The organism is Azospirillum thiophilum (genome assembly GCF_001305595.1).
GTDB lineage: Bacteria > Pseudomonadota > Alphaproteobacteria > Azospirillales > Azospirillaceae > Azospirillum > Azospirillum thiophilum.
In genome coordinates, this window is the sequence record NZ_CP012401.1 from 1,917,258 (window position 1) to 1,943,445 (window position 26,188).

Annotated in this window: 22 protein-coding genes; 11 read left to right on the forward strand and 11 right to left on the reverse strand. The window is 68.7% G+C overall.

Going from position 1 to position 26,188, the window contains the following annotated elements:
- Nucleotides 1-9 precede the first annotated feature (9 nt).
- Entirely contained in the window at nucleotides 10-1,296 is a 1,287-nt protein-coding gene (purD, locus tag AL072_RS08895; RefSeq protein WP_045580635.1) for a phosphoribosylamine--glycine ligase, read from the forward strand.
- Between the two features lie 71 nt (nucleotides 1,297-1,367).
- Here the strand turns inward: purD and AL072_RS08900 are convergent, their stop codons facing one another.
- A complete protein-coding gene (locus tag AL072_RS08900; RefSeq protein WP_045580634.1) occupies nucleotides 1,368-2,873 on the reverse strand; it encodes a methyl-accepting chemotaxis protein in 1,506 nt (501 codons plus the stop codon).
- Between the two features lie 250 nt (nucleotides 2,874-3,123).
- Entirely contained in the window at nucleotides 3,124-3,558 is a 435-nt protein-coding gene (locus AL072_RS08905) for a nucleoside deaminase (RefSeq protein WP_200909802.1), read from the reverse strand.
- A gap of 136 nt (nucleotides 3,559-3,694) precedes the next feature.
- Here AL072_RS08905 and AL072_RS36250 point away from each other — a divergent pair, with 136 nt between their 5' ends.
- From AL072_RS36250 to oxlT, 3 genes are all read left to right on the forward strand, one after another.
- Complete coding sequence (locus AL072_RS36250; RefSeq protein ID WP_045582368.1) at nucleotides 3,695-5,173, forward strand: pseudouridine synthase; 1,479 nt, start codon at nucleotides 3,695-3,697, stop codon at nucleotides 5,171-5,173.
- Nucleotides 5,154-5,714: a 16S rRNA (guanine(966)-N(2))-methyltransferase RsmD gene (rsmD, locus tag AL072_RS08915; RefSeq protein ID WP_045582367.1), complete on the forward strand. Its 561-nt coding sequence runs from the start codon at nucleotides 5,154-5,156 to the stop codon at nucleotides 5,712-5,714. The genes AL072_RS36250 and rsmD overlap by 20 nt, the downstream gene beginning before the upstream one ends.
- Before the next feature lie 663 nt (nucleotides 5,715-6,377).
- Nucleotides 6,378-7,724: an oxalate/formate MFS antiporter gene (gene oxlT, locus AL072_RS08920; RefSeq protein WP_045580632.1), complete on the forward strand. Its 1,347-nt coding sequence runs from the start codon at nucleotides 6,378-6,380 to the stop codon at nucleotides 7,722-7,724.
- 107 nt (nucleotides 7,725-7,831) lie between these two features.
- On the opposite strand, the gene AL072_RS08925 is transcribed toward oxlT, so the two are convergent.
- Nucleotides 7,832-8,041, reverse strand: coding sequence for a hypothetical protein (locus tag AL072_RS08925; RefSeq protein ID WP_045580631.1), 210 nt, complete (start codon nucleotides 8,039-8,041; stop codon nucleotides 7,832-7,834).
- Between the two features lie 319 nt (nucleotides 8,042-8,360).
- On the opposite strand from AL072_RS08925, the gene AL072_RS08930 reads away from it, so the two are divergent.
- Nucleotides 8,361-10,043: an alpha-amylase family protein gene (locus tag AL072_RS08930; protein ID WP_045580630.1), complete on the forward strand. Its 1,683-nt coding sequence runs from the start codon at nucleotides 8,361-8,363 to the stop codon at nucleotides 10,041-10,043.
- 29 nt (nucleotides 10,044-10,072) lie between these two features.
- Here AL072_RS08930 and AL072_RS08935 read toward each other — a convergent pair whose 3' ends face one another.
- Nucleotides 10,073-10,510, reverse strand: coding sequence for a winged helix-turn-helix transcriptional regulator (locus tag AL072_RS08935; protein WP_045580629.1), 438 nt, complete (start codon nucleotides 10,508-10,510; stop codon nucleotides 10,073-10,075).
- Nucleotides 10,511-10,648: 138 nt separating this feature from the next.
- On the opposite strand from AL072_RS08935, the gene AL072_RS08940 reads away from it, so the two are divergent.
- Entirely contained in the window at nucleotides 10,649-11,260 is a 612-nt protein-coding gene (locus tag AL072_RS08940) for an NAD(P)-dependent oxidoreductase (protein WP_045580628.1), read from the forward strand.
- A 12-nt stretch (nucleotides 11,261-11,272) separates the two neighbouring features.
- On the opposite strand, the gene AL072_RS08945 is transcribed toward AL072_RS08940, so the two are convergent.
- The 4 genes from AL072_RS08945 to AL072_RS08960 form a co-directional block, all read right to left on the reverse strand.
- Entirely contained in the window at nucleotides 11,273-12,430 is a 1,158-nt protein-coding gene (locus tag AL072_RS08945) for an MFS transporter (protein ID WP_045580627.1), read from the reverse strand.
- Nucleotides 12,427-13,767: a protease gene (locus AL072_RS08950; protein ID WP_045580626.1), complete on the reverse strand. Its 1,341-nt coding sequence runs from the start codon at nucleotides 13,765-13,767 to the stop codon at nucleotides 12,427-12,429. The genes AL072_RS08945 and AL072_RS08950 overlap by 4 nt, the downstream gene beginning before the upstream one ends.
- A gap of 122 nt (nucleotides 13,768-13,889) precedes the next feature.
- The gene (gene mutL / locus AL072_RS08955) at nucleotides 13,890-15,806 is read right to left on the reverse strand and encodes a DNA mismatch repair endonuclease MutL (protein ID WP_045582366.1); all 1,917 of its coding nucleotides are present in this window, start codon (nucleotides 15,804-15,806) and stop codon (nucleotides 13,890-13,892) included.
- Nucleotides 15,807-15,863: 57 nt separating this feature from the next.
- The gene (locus tag AL072_RS08960) at nucleotides 15,864-16,229 is read right to left on the reverse strand and encodes a hypothetical protein (RefSeq protein WP_045582365.1); all 366 of its coding nucleotides are present in this window, start codon (nucleotides 16,227-16,229) and stop codon (nucleotides 15,864-15,866) included.
- 298 nt (nucleotides 16,230-16,527) lie between these two features.
- Here AL072_RS08960 and AL072_RS08965 point away from each other — a divergent pair, with 298 nt between their 5' ends.
- Nucleotides 16,528-17,751, forward strand: a complete 1,224-nt coding sequence (locus AL072_RS08965; RefSeq protein WP_045580625.1) for a DUF3095 family protein — start codon at nucleotides 16,528-16,530, stop codon at nucleotides 17,749-17,751.
- A gap of 59 nt (nucleotides 17,752-17,810) precedes the next feature.
- Here the strand turns inward: AL072_RS08965 and AL072_RS08970 are convergent, their stop codons facing one another.
- Complete coding sequence (locus AL072_RS08970) at nucleotides 17,811-18,251, reverse strand: YccF domain-containing protein (RefSeq protein ID WP_045580624.1); 441 nt, start codon at nucleotides 18,249-18,251, stop codon at nucleotides 17,811-17,813.
- Between the two features lie 370 nt (nucleotides 18,252-18,621).
- Here AL072_RS08970 and AL072_RS08975 point away from each other — a divergent pair, with 370 nt between their 5' ends.
- Both AL072_RS08975 and AL072_RS08980 read left to right on the forward strand, forming a co-directional pair.
- The gene (locus tag AL072_RS08975; RefSeq protein ID WP_045580623.1) at nucleotides 18,622-19,170 is read left to right on the forward strand and encodes a hypothetical protein; all 549 of its coding nucleotides are present in this window, start codon (nucleotides 18,622-18,624) and stop codon (nucleotides 19,168-19,170) included.
- A 216-nt stretch (nucleotides 19,171-19,386) separates the two neighbouring features.
- A complete protein-coding gene (locus AL072_RS08980) occupies nucleotides 19,387-20,076 on the forward strand; it encodes an alpha/beta fold hydrolase (RefSeq protein ID WP_045580622.1) in 690 nt (229 codons plus the stop codon).
- 134 nt (nucleotides 20,077-20,210) lie between these two features.
- Here the strand turns inward: AL072_RS08980 and AL072_RS08985 are convergent, their stop codons facing one another.
- Nucleotides 20,211-20,873, reverse strand: coding sequence for a LuxR C-terminal-related transcriptional regulator (locus tag AL072_RS08985; RefSeq protein WP_045580621.1), 663 nt, complete (start codon nucleotides 20,871-20,873; stop codon nucleotides 20,211-20,213).
- Nucleotides 20,874-21,130: 257 nt separating this feature from the next.
- Nucleotides 21,131-21,811, reverse strand: coding sequence for a LuxR C-terminal-related transcriptional regulator (locus tag AL072_RS08990; protein ID WP_045580620.1), 681 nt, complete (start codon nucleotides 21,809-21,811; stop codon nucleotides 21,131-21,133).
- A 657-nt stretch (nucleotides 21,812-22,468) separates the two neighbouring features.
- On the opposite strand from AL072_RS08990, the gene AL072_RS08995 reads away from it, so the two are divergent.
- The gene (locus tag AL072_RS08995) at nucleotides 22,469-24,814 is read left to right on the forward strand and encodes an ATP-dependent helicase (protein WP_045580619.1); all 2,346 of its coding nucleotides are present in this window, start codon (nucleotides 22,469-22,471) and stop codon (nucleotides 24,812-24,814) included.
- Nucleotides 24,815-24,917: 103 nt separating this feature from the next.
- Nucleotides 24,918-26,126 (forward strand): hypothetical protein, encoded by a 1,209-nt coding sequence (locus AL072_RS09000; RefSeq protein WP_045580618.1) that lies wholly within the window; start codon nucleotides 24,918-24,920, stop codon nucleotides 26,124-26,126.
- Nucleotides 26,127-26,188 lie beyond the last annotated feature (62 nt).

Consider the following 26,188-nt stretch of genomic DNA (forward strand, 5'->3'; position numbering starts at 1 on the left):
CGCCACCCCATGAAAGTCCTCGTCGTCGGATCGGGCGGTCGTGAGCATGCGCTCTGCTGGGCCATTTCCAACTCGCCGCTGTGCGACGCGCTCTATTGCGCGCCGGGCAATGCCGGCATCGCCGACGTCGCCACGCTGGTCCCCATCGGGTCGGAGGACGTGGATGCGCTGGTGCGCTTCGTCCAGGACAATGCCATCGACTTCGTGGTCGTCGGCCCGGAAGGCCCGCTGGTGCTGGGGCTGGTCGACCGGCTGGGTGCGCTCGGCGTCAAGGCCTTCGGTCCCAGTGCCGCCGCGGCGGAGCTGGAGGGCTCCAAGGGCTTCATGAAGGACATCCTGGCGAAATACGGGGTGCCCACCGCCTTCTACGAGCGATTCAAGGATCCCGACGCCGCCAAGGCCTATGTCCGCCGGCATGGCGCCCCCATCGTGGTGAAGGCCGACGGGCTGGCCGCCGGCAAGGGCGTCACCGTCGCCCGAACCGAGCAGGAAGCGTGTGACGCCATCGACGACGCGCTGGTCGGCGGCCGCTTCGGCGCCGCCGGGGCGGAAGTGGTGGTGGAAGAGTTCCTCGACGGCGAGGAGGTCAGCTTCTTCGCGCTGTGCGACGGCGAGAACGCGCTGCCGCTGGCGTCCGCCCAGGACCACAAGGCGGTGGGCGACGGCGACACCGGCCCCAACACCGGCGGCATGGGCGCCTATTCGCCGGCCCCGGCGCTGACCCCCGACCTGCAGGACCGCGTGATGCGCGAGATCATCCTGCCGACGGTCAAGGGCATGGCGGCGGAAGGCAAGCCCTTCAAGGGCGTGCTGTTCGCCGGCCTGATGATCATGCCGACGCCGGACGGCCCGGTGCCGAAGACGCTGGAATTCAACGTCCGCTTCGGCGACCCGGAATGCCAGACGCTGATGATGCGGCTGAAGTCCGACGCGCTGGCGGCACTGGTCGCCGCCGCCGACGGGGTGCTCGACAGCATCGACCTGCGCTGGCACGACCAGACGGCGCTGTGCGTGGTGATGGCGGCCAACGGCTATCCCGGCGACTATGCGAAGAACACCGAGATCCGCGGGCTCGACAAGGCCGGCGCCGTCGACGGAGTGACCGTCTTCCATGCCGGCACCAAGCGGGCCGAGGATGGCCGGGTGCTGTCGGTCGGCGGCCGGGTGCTGGGCGTCACCGCGCTGGCCCCGACGGTGGCCGAGGCGCAGACGGCGGCCTACAAGGCGGTGGATGCGCTCGACTGGCCGGACGGCTTCTGCCGCCGCGACATCGGTTGGCGGGCGGTGGGGCGTTGACAGTCGGGCAGTAACGTCCAGTTCTTCCCAGGAGAAGGGGCGCAGCGATGCGCCCCTTCTCCGTTTAAGCATCAGGCCCGCAGCCGCTCCGAGGCGGTGGCGATGTTCTGCGACACCACCTCGATGTCGCGGACCACGCGGGTGACGCTGTGCGCGATCTCCTTGGTGGCCGATTCCTGTTGCGACACCGCGGCGGCGATGGTGGTGGAGATCTGCTGGACGTCCGACACGATGGCGCCGATCCGGCGGATCGCGTCGACGGCGTGCAGCGCCTCCTGCTGGACCGAGGCGATTTGGGCTGCGATGTCGTCGGCGGCGCTGCCGCTCTGCTGGGCCAGCGACTTCACCTCGTTCGCCACCACGGCGAAGCCGCGGCCCGCCTCGCCGGCCCGTGCCGCTTCGATGGTCGCGTTGAGCGCCAGCAGGTTGGTCTGCGACGCGATGCTGTTGATCAGCTTGGTGATGGCGCCGATGCGCTCGGCCGAGGTGACCAGCGCCTCCACCGCGGCGTTGGTGCGCATCGCTTCCTCCGACGCCTTCAGCGAGGCGCCGGACGCCTCGGTGGCGCGGTTGGAGATGTCGGAGATCGAGGCCGACAGCTCCTCCGTCGCGGCGGCGACGGTCTGCGCGTTGGCGGTGGCGCGGTCGGCGGCGGAGCCGACCTCGCTGTCGAGCGACTGGGCGAGGTCGGCGACGGTGCGGCGGCGCTCGCCGTCCATCTCCATCTGGCGCAGTTCGGCCATCTTCTGAGCATCGATGTCGATCAGCGATCCGCAGGCGCGCAGGGCCAGCCCGTTGGCGTCGCGGGCGACGCCGCCGATGGCGCGGAACCAACGATAGCTGCCGGTCTTCACCTTCAGCCGGTAATCGACGTCGTAGCCGGTGCGGCCGCTGCGGTCGTTCAGGCAGGCCATGAAGGCGTCGAAGGTCGGCTTGGCATCATCGGGATGCAGCCGGTCGGCCCAAGAATTGACGCCGTTGGGAAAGCCGACGGTGTCGTCGCGGTCGAAGCCGGCCAGGCGGCGGAACTCCGGCGACCAGTGCCAGCGGCTTTGCGCATGCATCGGATCGGCGTTGTGGAAGACGGCATCCCACAACCCGACGCCGGCATGACGGTCGAGCAGCTTGGCGCGCTCCAGCTCGTTGCGTTCGGCATCGATGTCGATCAGCGATCCGCAGGCGCGCAGGGCCAGCCCGTTGGCGTCGCGGGCGACGCCGCCAATGGCGCGGAACCAACGATAGCTGCCGGTCTTCACCTTCAGCCGGTAATTGACGTCGTAGCCGGTGCGGCCGCTGCGGTCGTTCAGGCAGGCCATGAAGGCGTCGAAGGTCGGCTTGGCGTCATCGGGATGCAACCGGTCGGCCCAGGAGCCGACGAGATCCGGAAATCCGGTCTTGTCGTCGCGGTCGAAGCCGGCGAGGCGGCGGAATTCCTGCGACCAGCGCCAGCGGCTTTGCGAATGCATCGGATCGCCATTGTGGATCACCGCGTCCCACAGCCCAACGCCCGCGTGACGGCCCAGCAGGGCCAACTCTTCGGCCGCGTGGTTATCCTGCGGCTTGCGGAACGACAACATCCTTAACTCCTGGTGACTGAAAGCGACGTTGCTAACATGCTCATATATTGGCTGAAGAAATACTTAACTTGCTATACATTGATGTACGTATTGAAGTCGCAACTTTGTGCATATGCGAAAAGTGCGCGTGGATTGTCCAAGAAATGATTCATTCTATTTTGGGCGATTGGTGGGAAATTCAATTTCGTGACTGATGAACTATTATTTCGGCTTGCTGGATGTACAGATGGCCTGAAACCCGGCCGGACGGTCACCGCCGTTCCCTGAAGAAATCGCGCAGCAGCCTTCCCGCCCGCGTTTCCCCGATGCCGCTGTAGACCTCCGGAACATGGTGGCAGGTGGGCTGGCCGAAGAAGCGCGGGCCATGGTCCACCGCTCCGCCCTTCGGGTCGTAGGCGCCGTAATAGACGCGGCGGATGCGCGCGAAGCTGATCGCGGCGGCGCATAGGGCGCAGGGCTCCAGCGTCACGTAGAGGTCGCAGCCGGGCAGGCGGGGCTGGCCGCGGACGGCGCAGGCCTCCCGGATCGCCAGCAGCTCGGCATGGGCGGAGGGGTCGCAGAGCTCTTCGGTGCGGTTGCCGGCGGCGGCGAGCACGGTGCCCGTGGCGGGATCGACGATGACTGCGCCGACCGGCACCTCGCCGCGCGCTGCGGCGGCCTCGGCGGCGGCGAAGGCGAGGTCCATGGGGCGGGCCATGGGGTGGTGGTAAGGCATAGCCGGGCAGGGTGCCAACCGCCCACCGACGGCGTCAACCGGATTCCGGCGTTTTCCTGCTGGACTCGTGTTGCGGGCGGCGCGTCCAAGCCCTATGGTCCCGGCCATGGACCGCTCCGATACCGTCAAGAAATCCGAATCCGCCGCCGATGGCGGTGAACGCATCGCCAAAAGGCTGGCGCGCGCCGGGCTCTGCTCGCGCCGCGACGCCGAACGCTGGATCGCCGAGGGCCGCGTCGCGGTCAACAGCCGTGTGCTGGACAGCCCCGCCTGCGTGGTGCGGCCCGGCGACATCGTCCAGGTCGACGGCAAGGTCATTCCGGAACCGGAGCCGGCCCGCCTGTGGCGCTATCACAAGCCGTCGGGTCTGGTCACCACCGCCCGCGATGAGAAGGGGCGGGAGACCGTCTTCGACCGGCTGCCGCCCGACCTGCCGCGCGTGGTCTCCATCGGCCGTCTCGACCTGACGACCGAGGGGCTGCTGCTGCTGACCAACGACGGCGAGCTTGCCCGTTTCCTCGAGTTGCCGGCCACCGGCTGGACCCGCCGCTACCGCGTCCGCGTCTTCGGCGAGGTCGACGAGAAGCAACTGGCGGCGCTGGGAAAGGGGCCGACCATCGAGGGCGTGCAGTACGGCCCGATCGAGGCCGCGCTCGACCGCGTCCAGGGCCGCAACGCCTGGCTGACGGTCAGCCTGAAGGAAGGCAAGAACCGCGAGATCCGCAAGGTGATGGAGTCGCTCGGCCTCCAGGTGAACCGGCTGATCCGGGTCGCCTACGGTCCCTTCCAGCTGGGCAAGCTGGAGGAGGGCGCGGTGGAGGAGGTGCCGAAGCGCGTCGTCCGCGAGCAGATCGCTCCCTTCTTCGGCACGCCCGAGGGGGCCGAGGCTCCCGAATCCGGCAGCAAGCAGCGGGCCAAGGCCCGTGCCGAGGCGGCGGTCAAGTCCGCTCCGGCCAAGTCTGCCCCTGCCAAGTCCGCTCCTGCCAAGTCCGCCCCGGCCGGCCGTCAAACCGGCAAGGCCGACGCGCAGAGCGACGCCAAGACTGCGCCGAAGCGTGCGCCGCGCTCCGCCACCAAGCGGCACGAGGCGGAAGCCGCCCGGGTCGAAGAGACCAAGCCCGCCCGCCGCAGTGCTTCGTCCCGCGGCACGCTGTCGCTCGGCGCCCAATCCGACAAGCCGGGTTTTGCCAAGCCCGGCTCTACCAAGCCCGGCCGGCCCGGCAAGCCGGACAGCCGCGACGAGGCCGCTTCGCGCGGAGGAAAGCCCGCCGGCTTCAAGGCCGGGGCGTCCAAGCCCGACGGTCGGCGCTCCGAAAGCGCGCCCCCCAGGGACGCCAAGCCGGCTGGCCCCAAATCCGCGGCCGTCAAGTCCGAGGCCGCCAAATCCGCCGCTCCCAAGCCTGCCGGCCCCAAATCCGATCCCAGGCACACCCACAGGCCCGGCAGTTCCAAGTCCAGTGGTTCCAAGCCCGGGGCTTCCAAGGGCGCCGGTTCCAAGGGTGCCGGCCCGGCGACGAAGGGCGGCCCGAAGGCCGGGAGCGGTGGCGGACGGACGGAGCGCCCGCGTGCGGATCGTCGGCGGTAGGCACCGCGGCCGGAGTCTGGTCGCACCGGCCGGGCGTGACACCCGGCCGACCACCGACCGCACCCGGCAAGCCATCTTCAACATCCTGGCACATGCCGACTGGGCTCCCGATTTCGAGGGCGCGGCGGTGGTCGATGCCTTCTGCGGCACCGGCGCCCTCGGGCTGGAAGCCCTGTCGCGCGGTGCGGCTTGGTGCGGCTTCCTCGACATGGGGCGTGCGGCGCTGGACGCCGTGCGCGCCAACCTCGATGCCCTGCACGAGACGGACAACACCCTGGTCCTGCGCGCCGATGCGACCAAGCCGCCGACGGCCCCGCGGGCCTGCACCCTTGCCTTCCTCGACCCGCCCTATGGCCAGGGGCTGGCGCCGCGCGCGCTGGACGGGCTGCTGAAGGCCGGCTGGCTTGCCGACGGCGCGCTCGCCGTGGTTGAGGTTGCCGACCGCGATCCCCTGCCGCTGCCGGACGGCTTTTTGGCGGTCGACGAACGCCGCTACGGCGATACCCGCGTTGCATTCCTGACGGTCGGCCGCCCGGTCTGACCTTGCGTCACTCCCCGGCGGCACGGTGCCCAGGGGTTGCGCGCGCTGCTTTCAACCCCCCCGAGTTCCATTTTTTCTCCCCTCGGCCTTTCGGCCGAAGCGGCTTCCCTGCTTGCGTTCCAAGGCACGGAACCGTGTTTTTCCATGATACGGAAAGACAAAACGGACTGTTGAGTTCCAAAACAATCTGAGTAAAAGATCATGTGTCGCCGATGCGGTTCCTCTATGGAAACGGCGGCATCTATCTATCTCCTAAGACTGCACACCCTCGTTCGAGGGGGCCGTGCAGGTACCGGCACGGCTTCTTTTTTCAGCATCTAGGTAAGGTTGGGGAACGGAACACAAGAACCGATGTGGACCGGGCCCGCAAGAAGGTATGACGCGTAAGTTCCACTTGGACTGTCCTTATGTCTACGGCGTCGATACGTCCGTTGGGGTCTTTCTGTCCCCGATTTTGGTATACCAGATTACATATCTGGCATTCCAAAATCGGGACAATCGAACTCCGAGCGATTGTCGGCATCCGCGCCGAGTTCCGGATCGGAACCGTCGAAAAGAACGGTCCGTCCGGGTCAGTCCGCACTCGTGATTGGTGCGCCGGCCCCCGGGAGAGGGGTCGCGCCACCGGCTCAGGCAAGCTCAATGGGAGGCACGATGGCTCATATGAATTCACAACCGGCGGGGGCAGCGGCGGCGCCGGTGTCCGATGCCGTCCGCTGGACGCAGATCGTCGTCGGCATCGTCTGCATGGTGGCCGCGGCCAACATCCAGTACGCCTGGACGCTGTTCGTCCCGGAAATCCAGGCGACTCACGGCTGGACGCGCGCATCGATCCAGACGGCCTTCACCATCTTCGTCGTCGTGCAGACGTGGCTGACGCCGATCGAAGGGTATTTCATCGACAAGTACGGCCCCCGCGTGATCGTCGCCGCCGGCGGCTTCTTCACCGGCCTGTCCTGGGTCATCGACAGCTATGCCGGCTCGCTCAGCATGCTGTATGTCGGTTCCGCCATCGGCGGCGTCGGCGTCGGCTGCGTCTATGCCACCTGCGTCAACAACGCGCTGAAGTGGTTCCCGGAAAAGCGCGGCCTGGCGGTCGGCCTGACGGCGGGCGGCTACGGCGCCGGCTCGGCGCTCACCATCCTGCCGATCTCGGCGACGATCCACGCCAGCGGCTATCAGACGGCCTTCTTCTGGTTCGGCCTGCTGCAGGGCGCCATCATCATCGCCGCCGCTGTGTTCCTGCGCATGCCGCAGAAGGAGCATGTCAAGGCGTCCACCAAGGTCGCGCAGACCCGCCGCGACTACACGCTGAGCGAAGCGATCCGCACCCCGGTGTTCTGGGTGATGTGGGCGATGTTCATCGGCACCGTCACCGGCGGCCTGATGGCGGTGGCCCAGCTGGGCGTCATCGCCCACGATCTGGGCGTGAAGGAAGCACCGGTCAGCGTCCTCGGCCTGACCATGGCAGCTCTGCCCTTCGCCCTGATGCTGGACCGCGTGATGAACGGCATCTCGCGCCCGCTGTTCGGCTTCATCTCCGACCACATCGGCCGTGAGGCGACCATGTTCGTCGCCTTCACGCTGGAAGGTGTGGGCATCATCATGCTCAGCCGTTTCGGCCATGATCCGATGATGTTCCTGATCCTCAGCGGCATGGTCTTCCTGGCCTGGGGCGAAGTGTACAGCCTGTTCAGCGCCACCTCGGCCGACACCTTCGGCACCAAGCATGCCGGCAAGATCTACGGTGTCCTCTACTGCGCCAAGGGTGTCGCGGCCCTGCTGGTGCCGCTGGGCAACCTGCTGATGGAAGCCACCGGCACCTGGGCGACCGTGCTGTATGTCACCGCGACCATGGATCTGACGGCCGCAGCCTGTGCGCTCCTGGTGCTGAAGCCGATGCTGGCCCGCCACCACGCCCGCAACGAGGAACTGGCCCGCCGCGCCGAGCAGGGCGAGGCGAGCCGGGGGATCCCGGTCGGGGCAGCCGCCGGCACCGCCAACGGATAGGCCAGCGGGTATCGGTTCGAGCACAACGGGTCAAGCGGGGGCTTGATCCGGGTGCGAGGGTGCCAGAGGGAAGACGGACCGTGGCCGAAGGGCTCCGGTCCGTCTCCTCATTCGATCCAGAACGGCCGGTCCTCGGCCTTGTCGGACTTGGGCGTCTGCTGGAAGCGGTCGGACGAGAACAGGATGCCCGGCTCTTCCTCGGCCTCGTCCTTCTCGGGCCGGATCACCGTGAAGCCGCCGCGGCCGCTCGCCATATAGACGGCGTGGCCGATCATGCCGGTCAGCGCGAGGAACAGAAGGGCCTGGGTCTCGATCATGGCAAGGTCATCCTTATCGGAAGGGAGGGGCCAAGGGAGGGGCATCGACGGGATCAACAGCGCATGACGACAAACGGCCCATGTCGCGGACGGTGACGTCCCGCGGCCAAGCCAAGGTCATGCTGTACTGCAACATAAGCAAACTGGCATGCCATCGCAAAAAGTTTTGCATGCCAGATACCGGGTGCCTGACCTGCAACTTTGCCGGACCGCTTCCAGACCGAACGATCGGCCCACCACGCAACGAATCCGGTCCCGCCACTGTTTCCGCCCTGTTGCCCCGGCATCCCGCCGGGGGCCGGCGGACGGAGCGGTGTGCATGATCCGGGACCTCTGGTACAAGAATGCGGTGATCTACAACCTGTCGCTTGCCAGCTTCATGGATGCCAACGGCGACGGCGTCGGCGATTTCCAGGGTCTGCTGCGGCGGCTGGACTATCTGCACGGGCTGGGGGTGACCTGCCTGTGGCTGGGGCCGTTCCAGACGTCGCCGATGCAGGACGACGGCTATGACGTCGCCGACTACTACAACGTCGATCCGCGCTACGGCACGCTGGGCGACTTCGTGGAGTTCACCCACGCCTGCGAGCAGCGCGGCATCCGGGTCATCATCGATCTGGTGATCAACCACACCTCCGACCGGCATCCCTGGTTCCAGGAAGCGCGCAGCGATCCCGACAGCAGATGCCGCGACTGGTATGTCTGGTCCGACAAGAAGCCGGACAACGCCGACCAGGGCATGGTCTTTCCCGGCGTGCAGAAGACGACCTGGACCTACGACCGCGAGGCGCGGGCCTGGTATTTCCACCGCTTCTATAAATTCCAGCCCGACCTGAACACCGCCCATCCGGAGGTGCAGGCGGAGCTGCTGAAGATCATGGGCTTCTGGATCCAGCTGGGCGTCGCCGGGTTCCGCATGGACGCGGTTCCCTTCATCATCGCCGAGAAGGGGCCGGCGGTGACGGAGCCTCGGGAACAGTTCGGCATGCTGCGCAGCTTCCGCGAATTCGTGCAGTGGCGACGCGGCGACGCGGTGCTGCTGGCGGAGGCCAACATCCTGCCGGAAGACGATCTGGAATATTTCGGCAGCGACGGCGACCGCTGCCACATGATGTTCAATTTCCAGGTCAACCAGCATCTGTTCTACGCGCTGGCCACCGCCGACACCGAACCGCTGGCCAAGGCGCTGGAGACGACGAAGCCGCGCCCGGCGACCGCGCAGTGGGGCATCTTCCTGCGCAACCACGATGAACTCGACCTCGGCCGCCTGACGGAGGAGCAGCGTCAGGCCGTGTTCGCCGCCTTCGGCCCCGACAAGACCATGCAGCTCTATGACCGCGGCATCCGGCGGCGGCTGGCGCCGATGCTGCACGACGACCGGCGGCGGATCGAGCTGGCCTACAGCCTGATGTTCACCCTGCCGGGAACCCCGGTCATCCGCTATGGCGACGAGATCGGCATGGGCGACGACCTGTCGCTGCCGGAACGCAACTGCGCCCGCACGCCGATGCAATGGTCGGACGAGCCGCATGGCGGCTTCACCAAGTCCGGCGAGCCGGAGATGCCGGTCATCACCGGCGGTGTGTTCGGCTATGAGCGGGTGAATGCCGCGGTACAGCGCCGCGATCCTCAATCGCTGTTGAACTGGACCGAGCGCATCATCCGCATGCGCAAGGAATGTCCGGAGATCGGCTGGGGCGACTTCCGGATCCTGACGACCGGCCGGCGGGAGGTGCTCGCCATGCGCTATGACTGGCGCAACAACGGGGTCGTCGTGCTGCACAACCTGTCGGACAAGCCCTGCGAGATCCTGCTGGACGTCGAGGGGCACGGCGAGGCCTGCCGGCTGGTCAATCTGCTGTCGGAGGACCACAGCGAGCCCGATTCCGAAGGCCGCCATCGCCTGGTGATGGAGGCCTACGGCTATCGCTGGTTCCGGGTCGGCGGGCTGGACTACCTGCTGCGCCGGACCGAGGCGGTGGAGACGCCGGGCGACGGCTAACGTGTGATCGCGCGGAACCGGCGGACCGGTCAGGCGGCGTCGAGCCGGGCCGGGCTGTCGCCCTCCACCCGGTCATAGGCGGCGCGCGCCTCCAGCATCCGGGCGATGTGGGTCTCGGCCCAGATGCGCAGGGGGACCAGCGTCTGGGCCAGCGTGGCGCCCAGCGGGGTGATGGAATACTCGACCGTGACCGGCACGGTGGCGAACACCTTGCGGCTGACCAGCCCGTCACGCTCCAGACTTTTCAGCGTCTGCGACAGCATCTTCTGCGAGATGCCCTCGATCTCGCGGCGTAGCCGGTTGAAGCGCATCGGGCCGCCTTCCAGCAGGCCCAGGATCAGCACCGTCCATTTGTCGGCGATCCGGTCCAACGCCTGCCGGGTCGGGCAGGCCGAGATGTAGGCGTTCGGATCCTGGACCGCCTCCGACGGCTTTTTCCCGCCCAGCCCCAATAAGGTTCCGTCCATCGGTTTCCACTCCCCCCAGGAATGCCCCCTTGCGCCGGTTACGCGCGGGTGACCATGTCACGAAAAGGTGCCTTCTTTACACCAGATTTCCGAAACGGCATCAAGTCACCATTGGAAACCTACCGAGGGAAAAGCACCATGAACGTCGCCATCATCGGCGCTGCCGGCCGCGCCGGCAGCCGCATCCAGGCCGAGCTGCTCCGCCGCGGCCATGCCGTGACCGCCATCGTCCGCGACCCGGCCAAGGTCGCCGCGGCTCCCGGCCTGACCGTGGAGGCCGGCGACGCCAACGACGGCGAGTCGCTGGCTCTCCTGCTGGCCGGCCATGATGCGGTGGTCAGCGCCGTCATGTTCCTGATGAGCGACGCCGGGACACTGATCGGCGCGGTCAAGCGCGCCGGCGTGCCGCGCTATCTGGTGGTTGGCGGCGCCGGCAGCCTGGAGGTCGCCCCCGGCGTCCGGGTGCTCGATCTGCCGGAATTCCCCGAGATCTACAAGGCCGAGGCCACCCGGGGCGCCGAGTTCTTCGACCGCCTGAAGACCGAGCCGGAGCTGAACTGGACTTTCCTGTCCCCCTCCGCCGAATTCGTGCTGGGCGAGCGCACCGGCGTGTTCCGCCTGGGTGACGACAGCCTGCTGGCGGATGCGAACGGCCGCAGCTGGATCTCCTACGAGGATTTCGCCGTCGCCCTGGTCGACGAGATCGAGACGCCGGCGCACGAGCGCAAGCGCTTCACCGTGGGGTACTGAGGGTAAGCGCCGTCAGGCGGCCGCCTTCCGCGACATCACCGCCGATGCGGTGAAGGCGAGGCAGGCCGCCGCCGCGAAGAAGGCGAGGCCATGGACGGAGAGCTCCATGGCCAGCCCGGCCAGCACCGGCCCCAGCAGCGCGCCCACCCCCCACATCAACCCCATCACCGCATAGATGCCGACGAGGTCGGCCCCCTGGAACCGGCTGCCGACGATGGCGAGCATGATGGTGTAGATGCCGACGAAGGCGCCGCCCCAGACGAACAGCAGGCCGTAGGTGGCGATCTCGCTGGCGAGCGCGAAGGGCCAGGCCAGGGCGCCGGCCGCCGCGCCGGCCGCCAACATGGTGACCAGCGTGCGGCGGTCCATCTTGTCGCCCAGCCAGCCGATCGGCAGTTGCAGCAGGATGGCGCCGATCATCATACAGGACATCAGGCTGGTGGCGCCGCTGTCCGACCAGCCGAGATTGCCGGCATAGATCGCCAGGAAGGACAGGCCGGCGGTCTCGATCGCCGCGTTCAGCACGATGGCGGCGATGGCGACCGGCGCCAGCCGGATGAAGTAGAGCGGGCTTTCGCGCGAGGGCCGGTCGAAGGCCGGCGCCGTCACCGCCGGCGAGGCGACGAACAGCGCCGCCAGCAACGCCACCCCCGCCCCGACGAAATAGGGCAGGGCGGTGGCCGAGCCCAGCAGCGACAGCATCAGCGGGCCCAGCGCGAAGCCGACCGAAAGCGCGGCGGTATAGACGGCCATCGCGCGGGCACGGGTCGATTCGGTGCTCAGGCTGTTGGTCCAGGTCTCCGACAGGACGAAGAGCGTCTCAGATGCCGCGCCCAGCAGGATGCGCAGCGGGAACCACAGCCAGACCGGCGTCGCCGGAAAGGCCATCAGCAGGACCGCGGCCCCGACCAGCGCCAGCACGACCAGCCGGCGGATGCCGGCCCGCGCCACGATGCGCGGCAGCAGCACGGCCATCATCAGCACGCCGAGCGCATGCATCGCCGCGTTGGCGCCGATGGTCAGGTCGTCGAGGTTGCGCCGCGACAGGTCCAGCGCGATCAGGGCGGCGCTCAGGCTGTAGGTCAGGCCGAACATCATCGCGGTGGCGATGACCGCCGCCCGCGACAGCAGAAGGCCGCGGGCCGGAAGGGGGGACGCGCTGTCGGTCATGATGCCGCCGTTTCCATGTCGTCGTTGCCGGATCGCAGCTGTTTCACGAAGCCGCGGAAGCGTTCGGTCCAGGACAGGCTGGGCCGGTCGACGATGCGCGACAGTGCCCGCGCGTAATCGAGCACGAAGCCGGGTGTCCAACTCATCGAATTCGCCCGGCTGCGGATCAGCGACGCCATCCAGACATCCGGGTTCATCAGCAGCCCGGCCAGTTTCAGCCAGGGGAAGCGGGTGGCGAGCGCTCCCTCCAGCGTGGCGTCGAGCGCCGAGGCGACCACGACCGAGCAGTTGCGGTTCGCGAGATTGTAGGTGTTGTCCTGGCGGTAGCCCGCCCAGAACGCCCGCAGGCGGCGCAGGTCGTAGTGCCACAGCTCGACGCTGGCGTCGGCGGGCTGCCAGTCGGCGACCTCCTCCGCATAGGAGGGCAGGAAGCGCCCGGCCACGTCGTTTTCGGCGCCGGCCCGCAGGGCGGTCAGGATGCTGACGCTGGACCGGTCGACCTCCACCGCCGGGTAGTGGCTGATATAGAGGTCGGGCGCCAGCTCCAGCGCGCTGTGGCCGGTCGACACCACGCCGTTGCGGTCGATGGCGGCGACATAACGGTCGAGAACCGGCCGGCGGTCCACCGGCGCCGCGGCGGAGCCGACCGCTGTCCAGATCCGGACGACCAGCGGCCGGTCATGCTGCGTCCGGGGAGCCGGATCGTCGCCCACCAGCACCGGCGCGTTGTCGTACCAGCCGCGGCTGGAGAAGATCGGCAGGTTGAGGATCGCCGCCTCGTCCTCCAGCGTCCGCAGCATCAGCCCGAGCCGCAGCAGGAGCCAGCCCGACAGACCGAGGAACAGCCCGACGCACAGCGGCGTGTTGCTGTCCCGCGGCAGCGGCCAGCCGGCCAGGATCATCGCCGACAGCGCCAGCTCCGCCGCTCCGTAGAGCGCGAAGAGGCCCCAGCCGCGGACGCGGAAGACATGGGCGGCGGCGACCCGGTTCAGCCCGTCGGCGGCGAAGACGACGGCGAAGGGCAGGGCCAGCGCCCAGTCGCTCAGCAGGGGGGAGGTCAGGACCAGCACGCCGGCGACGATCGCTCCGCCGGCCTTGACCAGCGCGAGGCGCCGGTCGGCCCCGCCTGCGGCCGACAGCCCGCCCAGCAGCGTGACCAGCCCGCCGGCGATGAACGCCACTCCCAGTGCCGCGTAGGTCAGCGCGGCGATGATGCCCGACATGCCGGCGGCCAGCGCCAGCCCGAGCCCGATCAGCAGAACCCCGACGATGGCGATGACATGCCATCGGGACCGGAAGGATTTGGGGCCGATCAGCAGGAACGCCAGCTTCAGCATCGAGCTACCCGAACGCGGTGGTGTTCAACACCTTATATCGGGGAGGGTCGTCCGGTGAAGCCCTACTGTGGGAGTGGGAATTGTTATCGGGGCCGGCCATCGGCGCCAGTTAACGGCGCCCCTTACCGCCGCCCGAACAGCCGCTCGATGTCGGCTAGCTTCAACTCGACATAGGTCGGGCGGCCGTGGTTGCACTGGCCGCTGTGCGGGGTCGCCTCCATCTGCCGCAGCAGGGCGTTCATCTCGTCGACGCTCAGGCTGCGGCCGGCGCGGACCGAGCCGTGGCAGGCCATGGTGGCGCAGACCTCCTCCAACCGCTCCTTCAGCGAGAGGGCGTCGCCCAGTTCGGACAACTCCTCGGCAAGGTCGCGGATCAGGTTCTTGACGTCGGACTGGCCGAGCAGGGCCGGCACCTCGCGCACCATGACGCAGCCGTTGCCGAACCCCTCGATCACCAGCCCGAGTTCGGCCAGTTCGGCGGAGCGGGTGAGCAGGCGGTTGGCCGACGGTTCGTCCAGTTCGATCAGTTCGGGGATCAGCAGGGCCTGGCGCTTGACGCCGCCCTCCAGCAGGGCGGACTTCATCCGCTCATAGACCAGCCGTTCGTGGGCGGCATGCTGGTCGACGATGACGATGCCCTCGCGGGTCTGCGCCACGATATAGGTGGTGTGGACCTGGGCCCGCGCCGCGCCCAGCGGGTGGCTGTCGGGCGCCGGCTCCGGCCTCTGGGTGGACTGGTCCGGCTGCCGGTATTCCGGCGGGCGCGCCGCCGGGGCGAAGCCGTTGCCGAAGCCGCTGAGCCGGCCCTGCAGCGGCGGCAGTCCGGTCTGAAGCGGCGCCTGGAAGGCGGCCGAACGCTCGGCCAGCCCGCGCGGCACGGCGGCCGGCGTGTAGGAACCGCTCCAACTGCTCCCCGCGCCGCCGGTTCGTCCGTAAGGCAGGGGGGAGGGCGTGAAGCCGCCGTTATCGGTCGCAGTGCCGGCCGACTCCGGCCGCAGGGCGCCCAGCGTCGCCAAGCCGACGGTGGTCGAGGCGCGGTGTCCGGCCTCGGCCAGCGCGTGCTTCAGCGAGCCGACGATCAGCCCGCGCACCAGCCCCTGGTCGCGGAAGCGCACCTCGGCCTTCGCCGGGTGGACGTTGACGTCGACCTCCTGCGGGTCGATCTCCAGGAACAGGGCCAGCATCGGATGGCGGTCGCGCGGCAGGAAATCGGCGTAGGCGGCGCGGACGGCGCCAACCATCAGCTTGTCGCGCACCGGGCGGCCGTTGACGAACAGGTGCTGGTGCTTGGCGGTCGGGCGGTGCAGGGTTGGCAGGCCGATCCAACCGGCCAGCGCCACGCCTTCGCGCTCGGCCCGGACCGGCACCGCATTCTCCTGGAAATCGCGGCCCATCAGCGCGCCCAGCCGGGTCAGCCGGGCGTCCAGCAGCTCGCCCTGCGCCGCGCTCAGCCGCAGGCCGCCACGCCCGCCGTCGCTGAGCGTGAAGGCCACTCCGGGATGGGCCATCGCCAGCCGTTCCAGGCAATCGGCGATGTGGTCGTATTCGGTGCGCGGTGCCTTCAGGAACTTCAGCCGGGCCGGCACCGCGGCGAACAGGTCGCGCACTTCGATCCGGGTGCCCTGGGCCAGGGCCGCCGGCTGCGGCGCGCCCTTGGCCCCGGCATCCACCGTCAGGCTCCAGGCGCTGTCGGCACCGCGGGCGCGGCTGGTGATGGTCAGGCAGCTGACGGCGCCGATCGACGGCAGCGCCTCGCCCCGGAAGCCCAGCGAGCGGATGTCGAGCAGATCGTCGCCCGGCAGCTTGGAGGTGGCATGGCGTTCGACCGCCAGCGCCAGTTCGTCCGCGGTCATGCCGCAGCCATCGTCGGTGACGGCGATCAGCGACTTGCCGCCGTCGCGGGCCACCACGTCGATGCGGGTGGCGCCGGCATCGATGGCGTTCTCCACCAGCTCCTTCACGGCGGCGGCGGGACGTTCGACCACTTCGCCGGCGGCGATGCGGTTCACCAGGGTTTCGGGCAGCAGTCGGATCGGCATGTCCATAGATATAGTGGGCTGCCGCAGGCAACACCACCATCTTCGGACATGGTCCGCTTACAGACCCTTCCAGGCTTTCAGATAGTCGATCAGCTTGCGCTCGTAGAAGGGCTGGGGCGACTGGTAGCGGGCGACGAGGCCGGCTTCTTCGGTCAGCTTGACCACGATGCCGATGCAGCCGATGTCCACCGGGTCGCCGCCGATGTCGAACACCAGATGGAAATCGAACTTCTGTTTGGCGATCAGGTCGCCTTCGTAGGGTCGGATGCGGAAGGAGCCCATGACGAACTCCTCCGGCACGTAATCATGGTGGTCGATCACGATCTTGGGCGGCGTCGACGGGCGTTCCCGCCGGCTGTCGCCCGCTGCTTTCCCATCACCGGCCGCCTTGTTGCCTCCGGAAAAAATCGACAGCCAAGACATGAACCGCAGCGTCCCCTTGTTTCCGAGGCAGGTTTCCAAAGCCTGGGTTTCCGAAGCCTGAAACCATCCCGATACATTGGGGCAGTTTCAGGCGCACAGTCTTTAGTAATGGTTAATGGCCTGGGCAACGGTTACGATTCCGTAATTTCCGAATCGCGGAGACGATGGAGCGTCGGGGGCGGAAGGGCGCAGCCGGAACTTCGCATCTGCGAAGACGTCCGTACGTCCTGCCGCGTTGGTTGCGGCCATGATAGGCTGGGCAGTCGTCCTGCCATGCCCCGTTCGTGAAGGTGCCGTCATGTCCGCTTTGCCGGTGATCCATGATTTCGCCGCCGAGGCGTCGGACCCCGGCCGCTATGCCGCCCTCGATGGCGATTGGTCGCTGGCGGTCGCCGATGTCACCGGCAGCACGCGGCTGGCCGGACAGGGACGGCACCGTGACGTCAATTTCGTCGCCGCCGCCGTGGTCGCGGTGCTGTCGGCGGCGGTGCGCGCCGGGGACGATCCGGTCGCCTGCCAGTTCGGCGGCGACGGCGCCATCGCCGCGGTCCCGCCGGGACGGGAGGAGGAGGCGCGCGTGGCGCTTGCCGCGCTTGCCGATTGGTCGGCCGCGGTGATGGACGTGCCGTTGCGAGTCGGGCTTGTGCCGGTGCGGGCGCTGCTCGACCATGGGCTCGAGGTTCTGGCCGCCCTGCATGATTTCGGCAACGGCAATTGTTTCGGCCTGTTCCTGGGGGCCGGCGTGGTGGCCGCCGACGCCTGGGTGAAGGAGGATGCGCGCTGGCGCCTGACGCCGCGGCCGGGACCGCTGCCGGGATTGGAGTCGGTGTCCTGCCGCTGGAATCCGGTGCCGCCGCGCCGGGGCATGGTGCTGTGCGTGATCGTCGACGCGGTCGATCCCGGTGCGGCCGGGCTGGGCGAACTGGCCCGCATCCAGCGCGCCATCGAGGCCATTGTGCCCACCGCCGGAGCCGCGCCGCTGGGCAGCGGCGAGCGGCTGGAAGCGCGCTGGCCGCCGGCATGGCGCGCCCTGCTGATGGAGGCGCGCGGCACCGGCGGCAATGGCGGTGGCATCGGGGACGGCGGGCGCCTTGGATGGGGTGTCCGGACCCGGCGGATCGCCTCGGCCCTGGCGACTTCGGCTCTGCTGGTGCTGTTGCTGAAGCTGGGCCTGAAACTGGGGCGCTTCGATCCGGAGGATTACCGCCATCGCATGGCCGAGCGCACCGACTTCCGGAAATCGGCGGGCGGGCCGCGGCTGGTGCTGGACGTGACCCTGGAGGAAGCGGATGCCATCGAATCGCTGCTGGCCCGGGCGGCGGAGGCCGGCACGATCCGCTACGGCACCGCAAGGGCCGACGCCACGACGGTGACCTGCCTGGTTGGCGACGTGACCGCCGACCGCCATGTCCATTTCGTCGATGGGGCCGATCTGGGTTTCTGGCGTGCGTCGGTCATGCTGAAGGCGATGAAGGTGCGGGACCAGCCTCTCGTCCGGACCGTCGTGCCGGTCCCACCCTGAGGACGGGGCGCGGGGGCCGGCACTGCGGGCACGCGGTCCTGTCGCGCCGCGGCGGACGGTCAGAGGCGGCCCATCATGCGGCGGCGTCCGGCGTCCTCGGACGGCACGATCTCGGTTCCGACCGGCCACAGCGCCAACAGGGCCAGCTTCAGATGCGCCCAGGCAAAGGGCAGGCCGATGATGGTGATGGCCAGACCGACCGCGGAGATCAGATGGCCGAGCGCCAGCCACCAGCCAGCCAGCACGAACCACACCACGTTGCCGATGAAGCCGAGCGCGCCGGTGCCCATGTCTTCGCGCCCGCGGAACTCATCGCGGCGCACGGCGGTTTGTCCAAAGGGGAGCAGGGTGTACCAGGCGATGGTCACGGCGGAGCGGGCCCAGGGCAGTCCGATGATGGACAGCGCCATCAGCACCGCGGCCAGCAACCAGCCGAGCGCCATCCAGATGCCGCCCGTGACCAACCACAGGACATTGAGGAGAAGACTGACCAGAGGCATGAGACTGACCCTCCCTTTCGCCGCTCATGTGGGGACGGTCCCATCCGTCTCACAGATCGGATCGCGCAAAATCGGAATCGATTTGAAGCGTGGCTCCGATCGCCGGACAAAGGGCGACAGGGGGCGACAGGGGGCGGTGCCTCGTAGGGAATCGGATTTCACAAGCGCAAGCACGGCGGGGGCGCCGAACGGGGGCACTCCTTCCGGTGGCGCGAAAGAGGGGGAGGCCCGGTCCTTCCAAGCCTTGAACCGGATCCGCCGGATCCACAGATCCAGAGACAGGCATCATGACGACGCGTACGGACGGGTCCTCCGCCGACAGCACCGCCGGCGGACCGCCCGCTTCCGGATCACACCGATCGGAGGCCGCATGAACGAGGCTTTGAACACCGACGCCGGCGCCGAGGCGTCGAACCGGCCGCGCGATGGCGAATCGCTGTCGCCGGTGGTTGCGGCCATCCTGGGCACCGCGCTCACGGCCGCGGCGAAGCGCGGCGGCAGCGGGGACGTGGTCCGCGGGCTGATCGCCGGCCTGCGCATCCTGCGCGCCACCGTCGAGGAGGAGGCCGGCTATACCATGGCCGCGGCGGTCGACAACGCCATCCGCACCCGGCTGCTGGCCGACAATCTGTCGCGGCTGCGTGTGAGCGGGCAGACACCCCAGGCCGTGCCTTTGCCCGGTCCGGGGCCGGGGAGCAGCGCCGCCGCCGCCATCTTCGAAAGTGCCGCCGAATCCTGCCTGACCGTCAACGCCCATGCCGAGGACAACGGGCCGCTGGAACATGCGGTCTTCGCCTTCACCGCGCAGCTGCTGCAACAGTTGGGCGGGGCACCGGAATGGCGCAGCCTCGCAGGCGAACTGCGACGGCCGCTGGCTGTCGCCCCCAGCGGGGAGGAGGATGAGGTGACGCTGCATTGACCCGGCGCCGACAGCACCGGGAAGAGGCCGGATTTCCGTTGCTTTTGAGCCGTTTCATGCATGCTTGAAACCTTTTGCGGGCAGGACCGCCCCAAGGGGCGCGTTAAGGGTTCTGCCCGATTTATCGAACGGGACGACGTGCGTCGGGCTTCGATAGGGTTGGCTTCGGCGATGGGACCGTCCCATCGCGGAATGCCAGCATCGGGGATCCCGACCGTGTTCTTTCACACCCAGCCTTCCACCGTCCGCACCGGACGGGCAGACTCCGCCCGCTTCCCGGTCAAGGGTACGGTACCGGACGGCACGGATCCCTGGGCCGGAGAACGGAACGGAGATCGTGCGGGCGATCCGTGGGGGCGGCGGGTGGTCTTCCTCCATCCCGGCAAGGGCGCCTGGTGGCGCCTGCTCGACCATGTGCCGGCGGGCCAGGAATGGCTGACGGTGCCCGCCGCCGCCGGTGCGGCGCGGCTGTCGCCCCTGCTGGTGGAGCGTGGCGGACGCCGGCCGGTGGTGGTGGCCGGCGCGGTGACGGCACCGCTGGCCATCGCCGTGGTGCTGGACCGTCCCGATCTGGTCGGCGGGGTGATGATCGTCGACGATGTCGGTGCCTGTTCGCCGTTGCGCCGGCAGTGGAACGCCCTGGCCGCGCGCTTCGGCCGGGTTTCCCCCGACGGGCTGGGCGAACTGGAATCCGAATTGCCGGCCTTGCAGGTGCCGGTGACGCTGATGCAGGGCAGCGACCCCGCGGACCTTTTCACCCGGCTGGAAAACGGGTTGACCGGCTGCCGCACCCTGACCGTCGTCGCGGTGCCCGATGCCGCGGCGATCCGCCCGCGCACCCACGCAGCCGAACTGCGCGGCGCCCTGGCGGCGCTGGTCGCCGCGGTGGAGCGGGCGCGCCGGTGACGGCTACGCCATCTTATCCCGGCCCGCTAATCCCGGCCGCCCGTCTTCCTCGCGGAGGCGGGTGGCAAGGCGCGCGCCTCCGCTCAATTCGACAGGGAAGTCGACAGGGACGCCGGGCGGCAAGCCGTCCGGCGTCAGAAACTCTGCGCGGTGAGGGCCGCCTGGGTGCGGTTGCGTACGCCCAGATGCCGTAGGATGGCGGTGACGTGCACCTTCACGGTGCCTTCCGTCAGACCCAACTCGTGGGCGATCTGCTTGTTGGATTTGCCGTCGCGCAGGCGGGCCAGAACGTCGCGCTGGCGCGGCGTCAGCTGGTCGCCGGTGCCGTTCCCCAGGGGCGCGGGATCGTCAATCTGTTCACCGGAGCCGTTGCCGCCATGGGCCTGGTCGACGCGGTCGCCGCCGCGGATGGCCTGCTCGGGCAGGTAGATGCCGCCGGCGAGCACCAGCTGCAGGGCGCCCAGCAGCACCTTGGCACTGGAGGATTTGGGGATGTATCCGGCGGCGCCGTTCTCCAGCGCGGCCAGCAGGTCGGAGCGCTTCTCCGATCCCGAAACCACCACCAGCAGCGCCTTCGGCAGGTTGGCGTGGATGTCGCCCAAGGCCGAGAAGCCGGTCCAGCCGGGCATGCCGAGGTCGAGCAGGATCAGGTCGAAGGGCCGCGTCCCGTCGCACAGGGAAAGCACCTCGTCATAGGTGCTGGCCTCGAAGAACGTCATGTCGGCATCGAATTGCGCCAGCAGGCGGCGCAGACCGTCTCGGAACAACAGGTGATCGTCGGCGATCAGCACGTTCATCGCGGGCATTTCCAGATGTTGCGGCGATGGGGCGCCGGGGTGGCGCCATCGGCCCGGACGTTCACATAAGCATGGTCATTCCGGCCCTGTAGCCCGCTTTTGGTCTTAGGCCGGTTCCTCTATGCCCAGCGCCCGCTCCGCGGGTCGCCCGGCGCCAGCCCCGCAGGTCGTCCAATGCCCGCTCCGCCGACCGCCGCCCCCGGATGGAGGGGCGGGCGGCCATGGCGGAAGGCGGAAGAAGGCGGCAGGCCGGCGGATCAGACGGTGGCGGCGACGCCGGCCTCGGCGGTCTGGTCGCCGATGCCGTTGTTCAGCGCCCAGATGGCGGCCTGGGTGCGGTTCGATGCGTTGATCTTGCGCAGCAGGCTCTTCAGGTGGACCTTCACGGTGGCTTCCGTGATGTTCAGGTGGTTGGCGATCATCTTGTTGCTGTTGCCGTTCAGCAGGCAGCGCAGGATCTGGACCTCGCGCTGCGACAGGCCCTTGCGGCGGGTCGGCAGTTCGGTCCCCATGTCGTCGGTGCGGCCGCTGACCAGCAGCGCGGCGAGATGGGTCGGGAACACCTTCTCGCCCATCATCACCAGCTTCAGCGACTGCATCAGCGCCTCGCAGGCGATGTCCTTCAGCAGATAGCCGCCGGCGCCGGCACCGAGCGCGGCCGAAAGGCGGCGGGTGCACAGGTCGTTGGTCAGGATGACGATCCGGATCGACGGATGGGCTTCGCGCAGAACGCGCATCGCCTCGACCTCCTCATCGGCGCCGCTCGGCAGGTCGATCAGGATCAGGTCGGGGGTGGTGCCGGTGTCGAGCGACGACAGCCCCTCGCGCAGGGTGCCGGCCTCGCCGACGACGTTGAAGGGCGTGCCTTCGAACAGGCGCTTCATGCCTTCACGGAAGAGCTTGTTGGCGTCGATGAGGAAAACGTTGATGGCATCCATGGTCGCAGCCCGCCTTTTGTTCCGTTCCGATCGATGTGGCGCCGAATGGCGCATCCGGGGCATCCCCGACCGTCGCTCCCGCGTCCGGTCCGCTTCCCCGTCAGGGTGCGGGGGTGCCTCGTTGTGACTCATAGATACCCCCGATTTGCGCGCTGCAAAATTTCGCTTAGGTAAATTTCGCGTCCAGCAATGGGCATATGCCGTAAGACCGGATAAGACAAGATGCGGTCATAATTGTGTTTTCTCTGGTCTGTAGGAGTAACTGCCTGTGACATAAACGGGGAAATCGTTAACGTGCTTTCCTTGATTTGATCGGGACTCTGAACATAAGCACCCTGAGACTTGATTATCGGCAGGAATAAGCCATGGACGACTGTCCCATCGCCCGATCGGTAGAGGCGTATGGCCGCGCCATTGGCCTTTCGGCCTAAGCGGAATTCGTCACGATGCCGTAGAGCGGCCCGTTCCGGCCATCCCCGCGCGGAGTGCGGGAACCCCGTCCGCCCCGGGTGCGCCGCGAGGCGCGTCGCCAGAATGGGTGCGATGGCCTCTCACGGGGTTCGTGGACGCGCGGCCTGTGCTATATACGTTCCAATCGCAAGACAGCATTCCCATGCTTGAGCCGAGTTTTCTCCTTATCCCCAGGCCGGGCCGCCCATGTCAGACGCGTACGACGACGATCCGCTGAGCCACGCCGCTCCCCCTGCAGCCTCTTCCGCCGCCATGGCGGCCGCGGTGCAGCGCTTCGCCTATCTGGACGGGTTGAACCCGACCCAGCGGGCGGCGGTGGAGGCGCTGGACGGTCCGGTGCTGGTGCTGGCCGGCGCCGGCACCGGCAAGACGCGGGTGCTGACCACCCGGCTGGCCCATCTGCTGATGACGCGCCGCGCCGCCGCCTTCCAGATCCTGACGGTGACCTTCACCAACAAGGCTGCCCGCGAGATGCGCGAGCGCGTCGCCCACCTGATGGGGATCGAGCCGGAGGGCTGGTGGCTCGGCACCTTCCATGCGCTGGCCGCCCGCATCCTGCGCCGCCATGCCGAGCTGGTCGGGCTGAAGTCGAACTTCACCATCCTCGACACAGACGATCAGGTCCGGCTGATCAAGCAGCTGCTGGAAGCCGAGAACATCGATTCCAAGAAATGGCCGGCCCGCCAGGTGCTGGGTGCCATCGAACGCTGGAAGGACCGCGGCCTGACCCCCGACCGCCTCGCCGACAGCGACGGCGGCGACGTGGCCGGCGGCCGGGTAGTGGCGATCTACCGCGCCTACCAGGATCGGCTGCGCACCCTGAACGCCTGCGACTTCGGCGACCTGCTGTTGCACAACCTGTCGATCTTCCAGGGCCACCCGGACGTTCTGGCCGAGTATCACCGCAAGTTCAGGTATATCCTGGTTGACGAGTACCAGGACACCAACGTCGCCCAGTATCTCTGGCTGCGCATCCTGTCGCAGGCGCATAAGAATATCTGCTGCGTCGGTGACGAGGACCAGTCGATCTATGCCTGGCGCGGTGCCGAGATCGGCAACATCCTGCGCTTCGAGACCGACTTTCCCGGCGCCACCATCGTCAAGCTGGAGCAGAACTACCGCTCGACCGGCCATATCCTGGCCGCCGCCTCCGGCCTGATCGCCAACAACCAGGGCCGCCTCGGCAAGACCCTCTGGACCGAGGCCGACGGCGGCGAGCCGGTGAAGGTCAAGGCGGTTTGGGACGGCGAGGAGGAGGCGCGCTGGGTCGGCGAGGAGATCGAGGCGCTGCAGCGAAAGGGCACGCCGCTGTCGCAGATCGCCGTCCTGGTCCGCGCCGGCTTCCAGACCCGCGAGTTCGAGGAGCGCTTCATCACGCTGGGCCTGCCCTACAAGGTGCTCGGCGGACCGCGCTTCTACGAGCGGCAGGAAATCCGCGACGCGATGGCCTATTTCCGCGTGGTGAATTCCAGTGACGACGACCTCGCCTTCGAACGCATCGTCAACCTGCCCAAGCGTGGAGTCGGCCCCGCGGCGATGCAGACCCTCTACACCGCGGCGCGGGCGCGCGGGCTGTCGCTGACCGATGCCGGCTGGCTGCTGACCGAAACGGACGAGCTGAAGCCGAAGCTGCGCGCCACCCTTCGCGGCCTGCTGCAGGATTTCTTCCGCTGGCGGACGCTGATGGCGACGGTGCCGCACACCGAGCTTGCCCGCAGCATCCTGGACGAGTCCGGCTACACCCGCATGTGGCAGGAGGACAAGACGCCCGAGGCGCCCGGACGGCTGGAGAACCTGAAGGAACTGATCACCGCCATGGCGGAGTTCGAGAACCTGCCGGGCTTCCTGGAGCATGTCGCGCTGGTGATGGAGAATGCCGAGGCCGCCGGGATCGAGCAGGTCACGGTGATGACCCTGCACGGCGCCAAGGGGCTGGAGTTCGACCGCGTCTTCCTGCCGGGCTGGGAGGAGGGCGTGTTCCCCAACCAGCGCGCGCTGGACGAGACCGGCATCGCCGGGCTGGAGGAGGAGCGGCGGCTGGCCTATGTCGGCCTGACCCGCGCGCGCCGCCGCGCCTATGTCAGCCATGCCGCCAACCGGCGGCTCTACGGCAGCTGGGTCAGCTCCATCCCGTCGCGCTTCGTCGACGAGCTGCCGCAGGACAATGTGGAGATCGAGGCGGCAAATGGCCTGTTCGCCGGCAGCGGCGGGCGCGGCGCCTTTGCCGGCGGGGCCGCAGGCTATGGTACCGGCGGAATGGGCGGGGCAATGGGGGGCGGCTTCCAGTTCCGCGGCTCCACCCGGCAGGCTCCGGCGCCCAAGACCATCACACTCGACCAGGGCGCCTATGCCGCGGCGCCGCGTCCGCGGCCCGACGCGCCCTTCGCCAAGGGGGCGCGCGTGTTCCATCAGAAATTCGGTTACGGCACCGTCATCGCGGTGGCGGAGGACAAGCTGGAGATCGAGTTCGACCATTCCGGTGCCAAGAAGGTGATGGACAGCTTCGTCGTCCCCGCCGACAAGGCGACCTGACCCTCGGGGTGGACGGTTTGCCGCACTGTGACGGTCGTCACAGCGCCGGCAGGCCGTTGCGGTCCAGGATTGCAGGACTGCAACAGCACCGGGGGCTTCCGCCGTGTTCGGGACGGGCAGTATCAGTTACGAGGTCCAGAGCCGCCGCGAGGGCCGTTGGCTCATCGAGGGGGCCTACACCGACCAGGAGTCGGCGCTGTCCGCCGCCCGCTCGCAGCTGGCGGCCCCCGGCGTCGACGAGGCGAAGGTGGTGAAGTTCCGCACCGTGGCCGGGCTGTCGCTGGAAACGGTGATCCTGCACAAGACCGCGGTCCGCTCCCAGCACAAGGGGCTGACTCTCGGCGGCACGGCGGAGGGGGCGCCGCTCTGCCGCGAGCCGGGCGATCTGCGGAGCTTCGAGAGCCGGGTGGTGATCGGCCGGCTGCTGCGCCCTTATCTGGACGCCCAGCGCATCACCCCGACCGAACTGCTGCATTCCTGGCCGCTGTTCCGCCGGCTGGACGAGCAGGGGGCGCTGCTGGGCGCCGCCATCCACGCCGTCGCCCGCCACCATGCCGACCTCCACGGCGTATCGCACGCCGCCCGCGCCCGCGAGCTGCGCCAGCTGGTGGAGGCGGTCACCGGGGCTGCCCGCGATGCGCTGGCCGAACGGCGCCGGCTGCCCCGCTTCGACGCCGACGACCTGCCTGCGACCAGTCGCCGCATCTTCGAGGCGGTGGGGGAGGCGGTGGGGGAGGCCGGCCATGACGCCCTGTTCCTGACGCTGCTGTCCCAGCATCTGGAGTCCGGCGGCCCGCTCGCCGGCAAGCTCGACCTGTTGCTGGCGATGATGGGCGACGGGGCCGCGCCCCGCCATCTGGAGCTGCTGGACGGGGTGGTGGCCGACGTCATGGGATCCGCCGACACTGTGAAGGAGCTGCTGGGGCCGCAGGCCAGCCTCCATGACGGTCTCTGCGCGCTGGCCGACGGCCTGTTCGACCGCGACCCCGACCCGGCGCTGGCGCCGATGGCGGAATCGCTGCGCCGGGTCTGCCGCCTGGCCTTCCAAGGCCGCGCGCCGCAGAGCCGCAGCGTGTTGGTGGACCGCCTGCGCCGGAGCATCGCCGCCGACCAGCCCCTCGACCGCCGCGACGCCAAGGCGGAAGGCGCGCTGACCCGCGGCCTTGCCGACCGGCTGAAGGGGGCCGACGGCCTGACGCTCGGCGGTGCGGCGATGGAGAGGGCGTTGGAAGGCCGCCTGCTGCGCCATCGCCAGACGGTCCTGCGCGCCCAGGGCATGCACGACATCGCCGACCGGCTGTCGGCGCGATGAGGCCGAGTCGCTAGGACGGCTGCGATAGGGATCGTCCCCGACAACCGGAAGCCTTGGTCTCG

Excerpts from the sequence above, each read along its gene's own strand:
- AL072_RS08905 (WP_200909802.1), bottom strand. The coding sequence starts at position 3,558 with ATGGACCTCGCCTTCGCCGCCGCCGAGGCCGCCGCAGCGCGCGGCGAG.
- AL072_RS08975 (WP_045580623.1), top strand. The coding sequence starts at position 18,622 with ATGAACGAGGCTTTGAACACCGACGCCGGCGCCGAGGCGTCGAACCGG.
- AL072_RS08925 (WP_045580631.1), bottom strand. The coding sequence starts at position 8,041 with ATGATCGAGACCCAGGCCCTTCTGTTCCTCGCGCTGACCGGCATGATC.
- AL072_RS08900 (WP_045580634.1), bottom strand. The coding sequence starts at position 2,873 with ATGTTGTCGTTCCGCAAGCCGCAGGATAACCACGCGGCCGAAGAGTTG.
- AL072_RS08940 (WP_045580628.1), top strand. The coding sequence starts at position 10,649 with ATGAACGTCGCCATCATCGGCGCTGCCGGCCGCGCCGGCAGCCGCATC.
- AL072_RS08965 (WP_045580625.1), top strand. The coding sequence starts at position 16,528 with ATGTCCGCTTTGCCGGTGATCCATGATTTCGCCGCCGAGGCGTCGGAC.
- AL072_RS08970 (WP_045580624.1), bottom strand. The coding sequence starts at position 18,251 with ATGCCTCTGGTCAGTCTTCTCCTCAATGTCCTGTGGTTGGTCACGGGC.
- AL072_RS08935 (WP_045580629.1), bottom strand. The coding sequence starts at position 10,510 with ATGGACGGAACCTTATTGGGGCTGGGCGGGAAAAAGCCGTCGGAGGCG.
- AL072_RS08985 (WP_045580621.1), bottom strand. The coding sequence starts at position 20,873 with ATGAACGTGCTGATCGCCGACGATCACCTGTTGTTCCGAGACGGTCTG.
- AL072_RS08995 (WP_045580619.1), top strand. The coding sequence starts at position 22,469 with ATGTCAGACGCGTACGACGACGATCCGCTGAGCCACGCCGCTCCCCCT.
- AL072_RS08950 (WP_045580626.1), bottom strand. The coding sequence starts at position 13,767 with ATGCTGAAGCTGGCGTTCCTGCTGATCGGCCCCAAATCCTTCCGGTCC.
- AL072_RS08945 (WP_045580627.1), bottom strand. The coding sequence starts at position 12,430 with ATGACCGACAGCGCGTCCCCCCTTCCGGCCCGCGGCCTTCTGCTGTCG.
- AL072_RS36250 (WP_045582368.1), top strand. The coding sequence starts at position 3,695 with ATGGACCGCTCCGATACCGTCAAGAAATCCGAATCCGCCGCCGATGGC.
- AL072_RS08990 (WP_045580620.1), bottom strand. The coding sequence starts at position 21,811 with ATGGATGCCATCAACGTTTTCCTCATCGACGCCAACAAGCTCTTCCGT.
- purD (WP_045580635.1), top strand. The coding sequence starts at position 10 with ATGAAAGTCCTCGTCGTCGGATCGGGCGGTCGTGAGCATGCGCTCTGC.
- AL072_RS08960 (WP_045582365.1), bottom strand. The coding sequence starts at position 16,229 with ATGTCTTGGCTGTCGATTTTTTCCGGAGGCAACAAGGCGGCCGGTGAT.
- mutL (WP_045582366.1), bottom strand. The coding sequence starts at position 15,806 with ATGCCGATCCGACTGCTGCCCGAAACCCTGGTGAACCGCATCGCCGCC.
- oxlT (WP_045580632.1), top strand. The coding sequence starts at position 6,378 with ATGAATTCACAACCGGCGGGGGCAGCGGCGGCGCCGGTGTCCGATGCC.
- AL072_RS08930 (WP_045580630.1), top strand. The coding sequence starts at position 8,361 with ATGATCCGGGACCTCTGGTACAAGAATGCGGTGATCTACAACCTGTCG.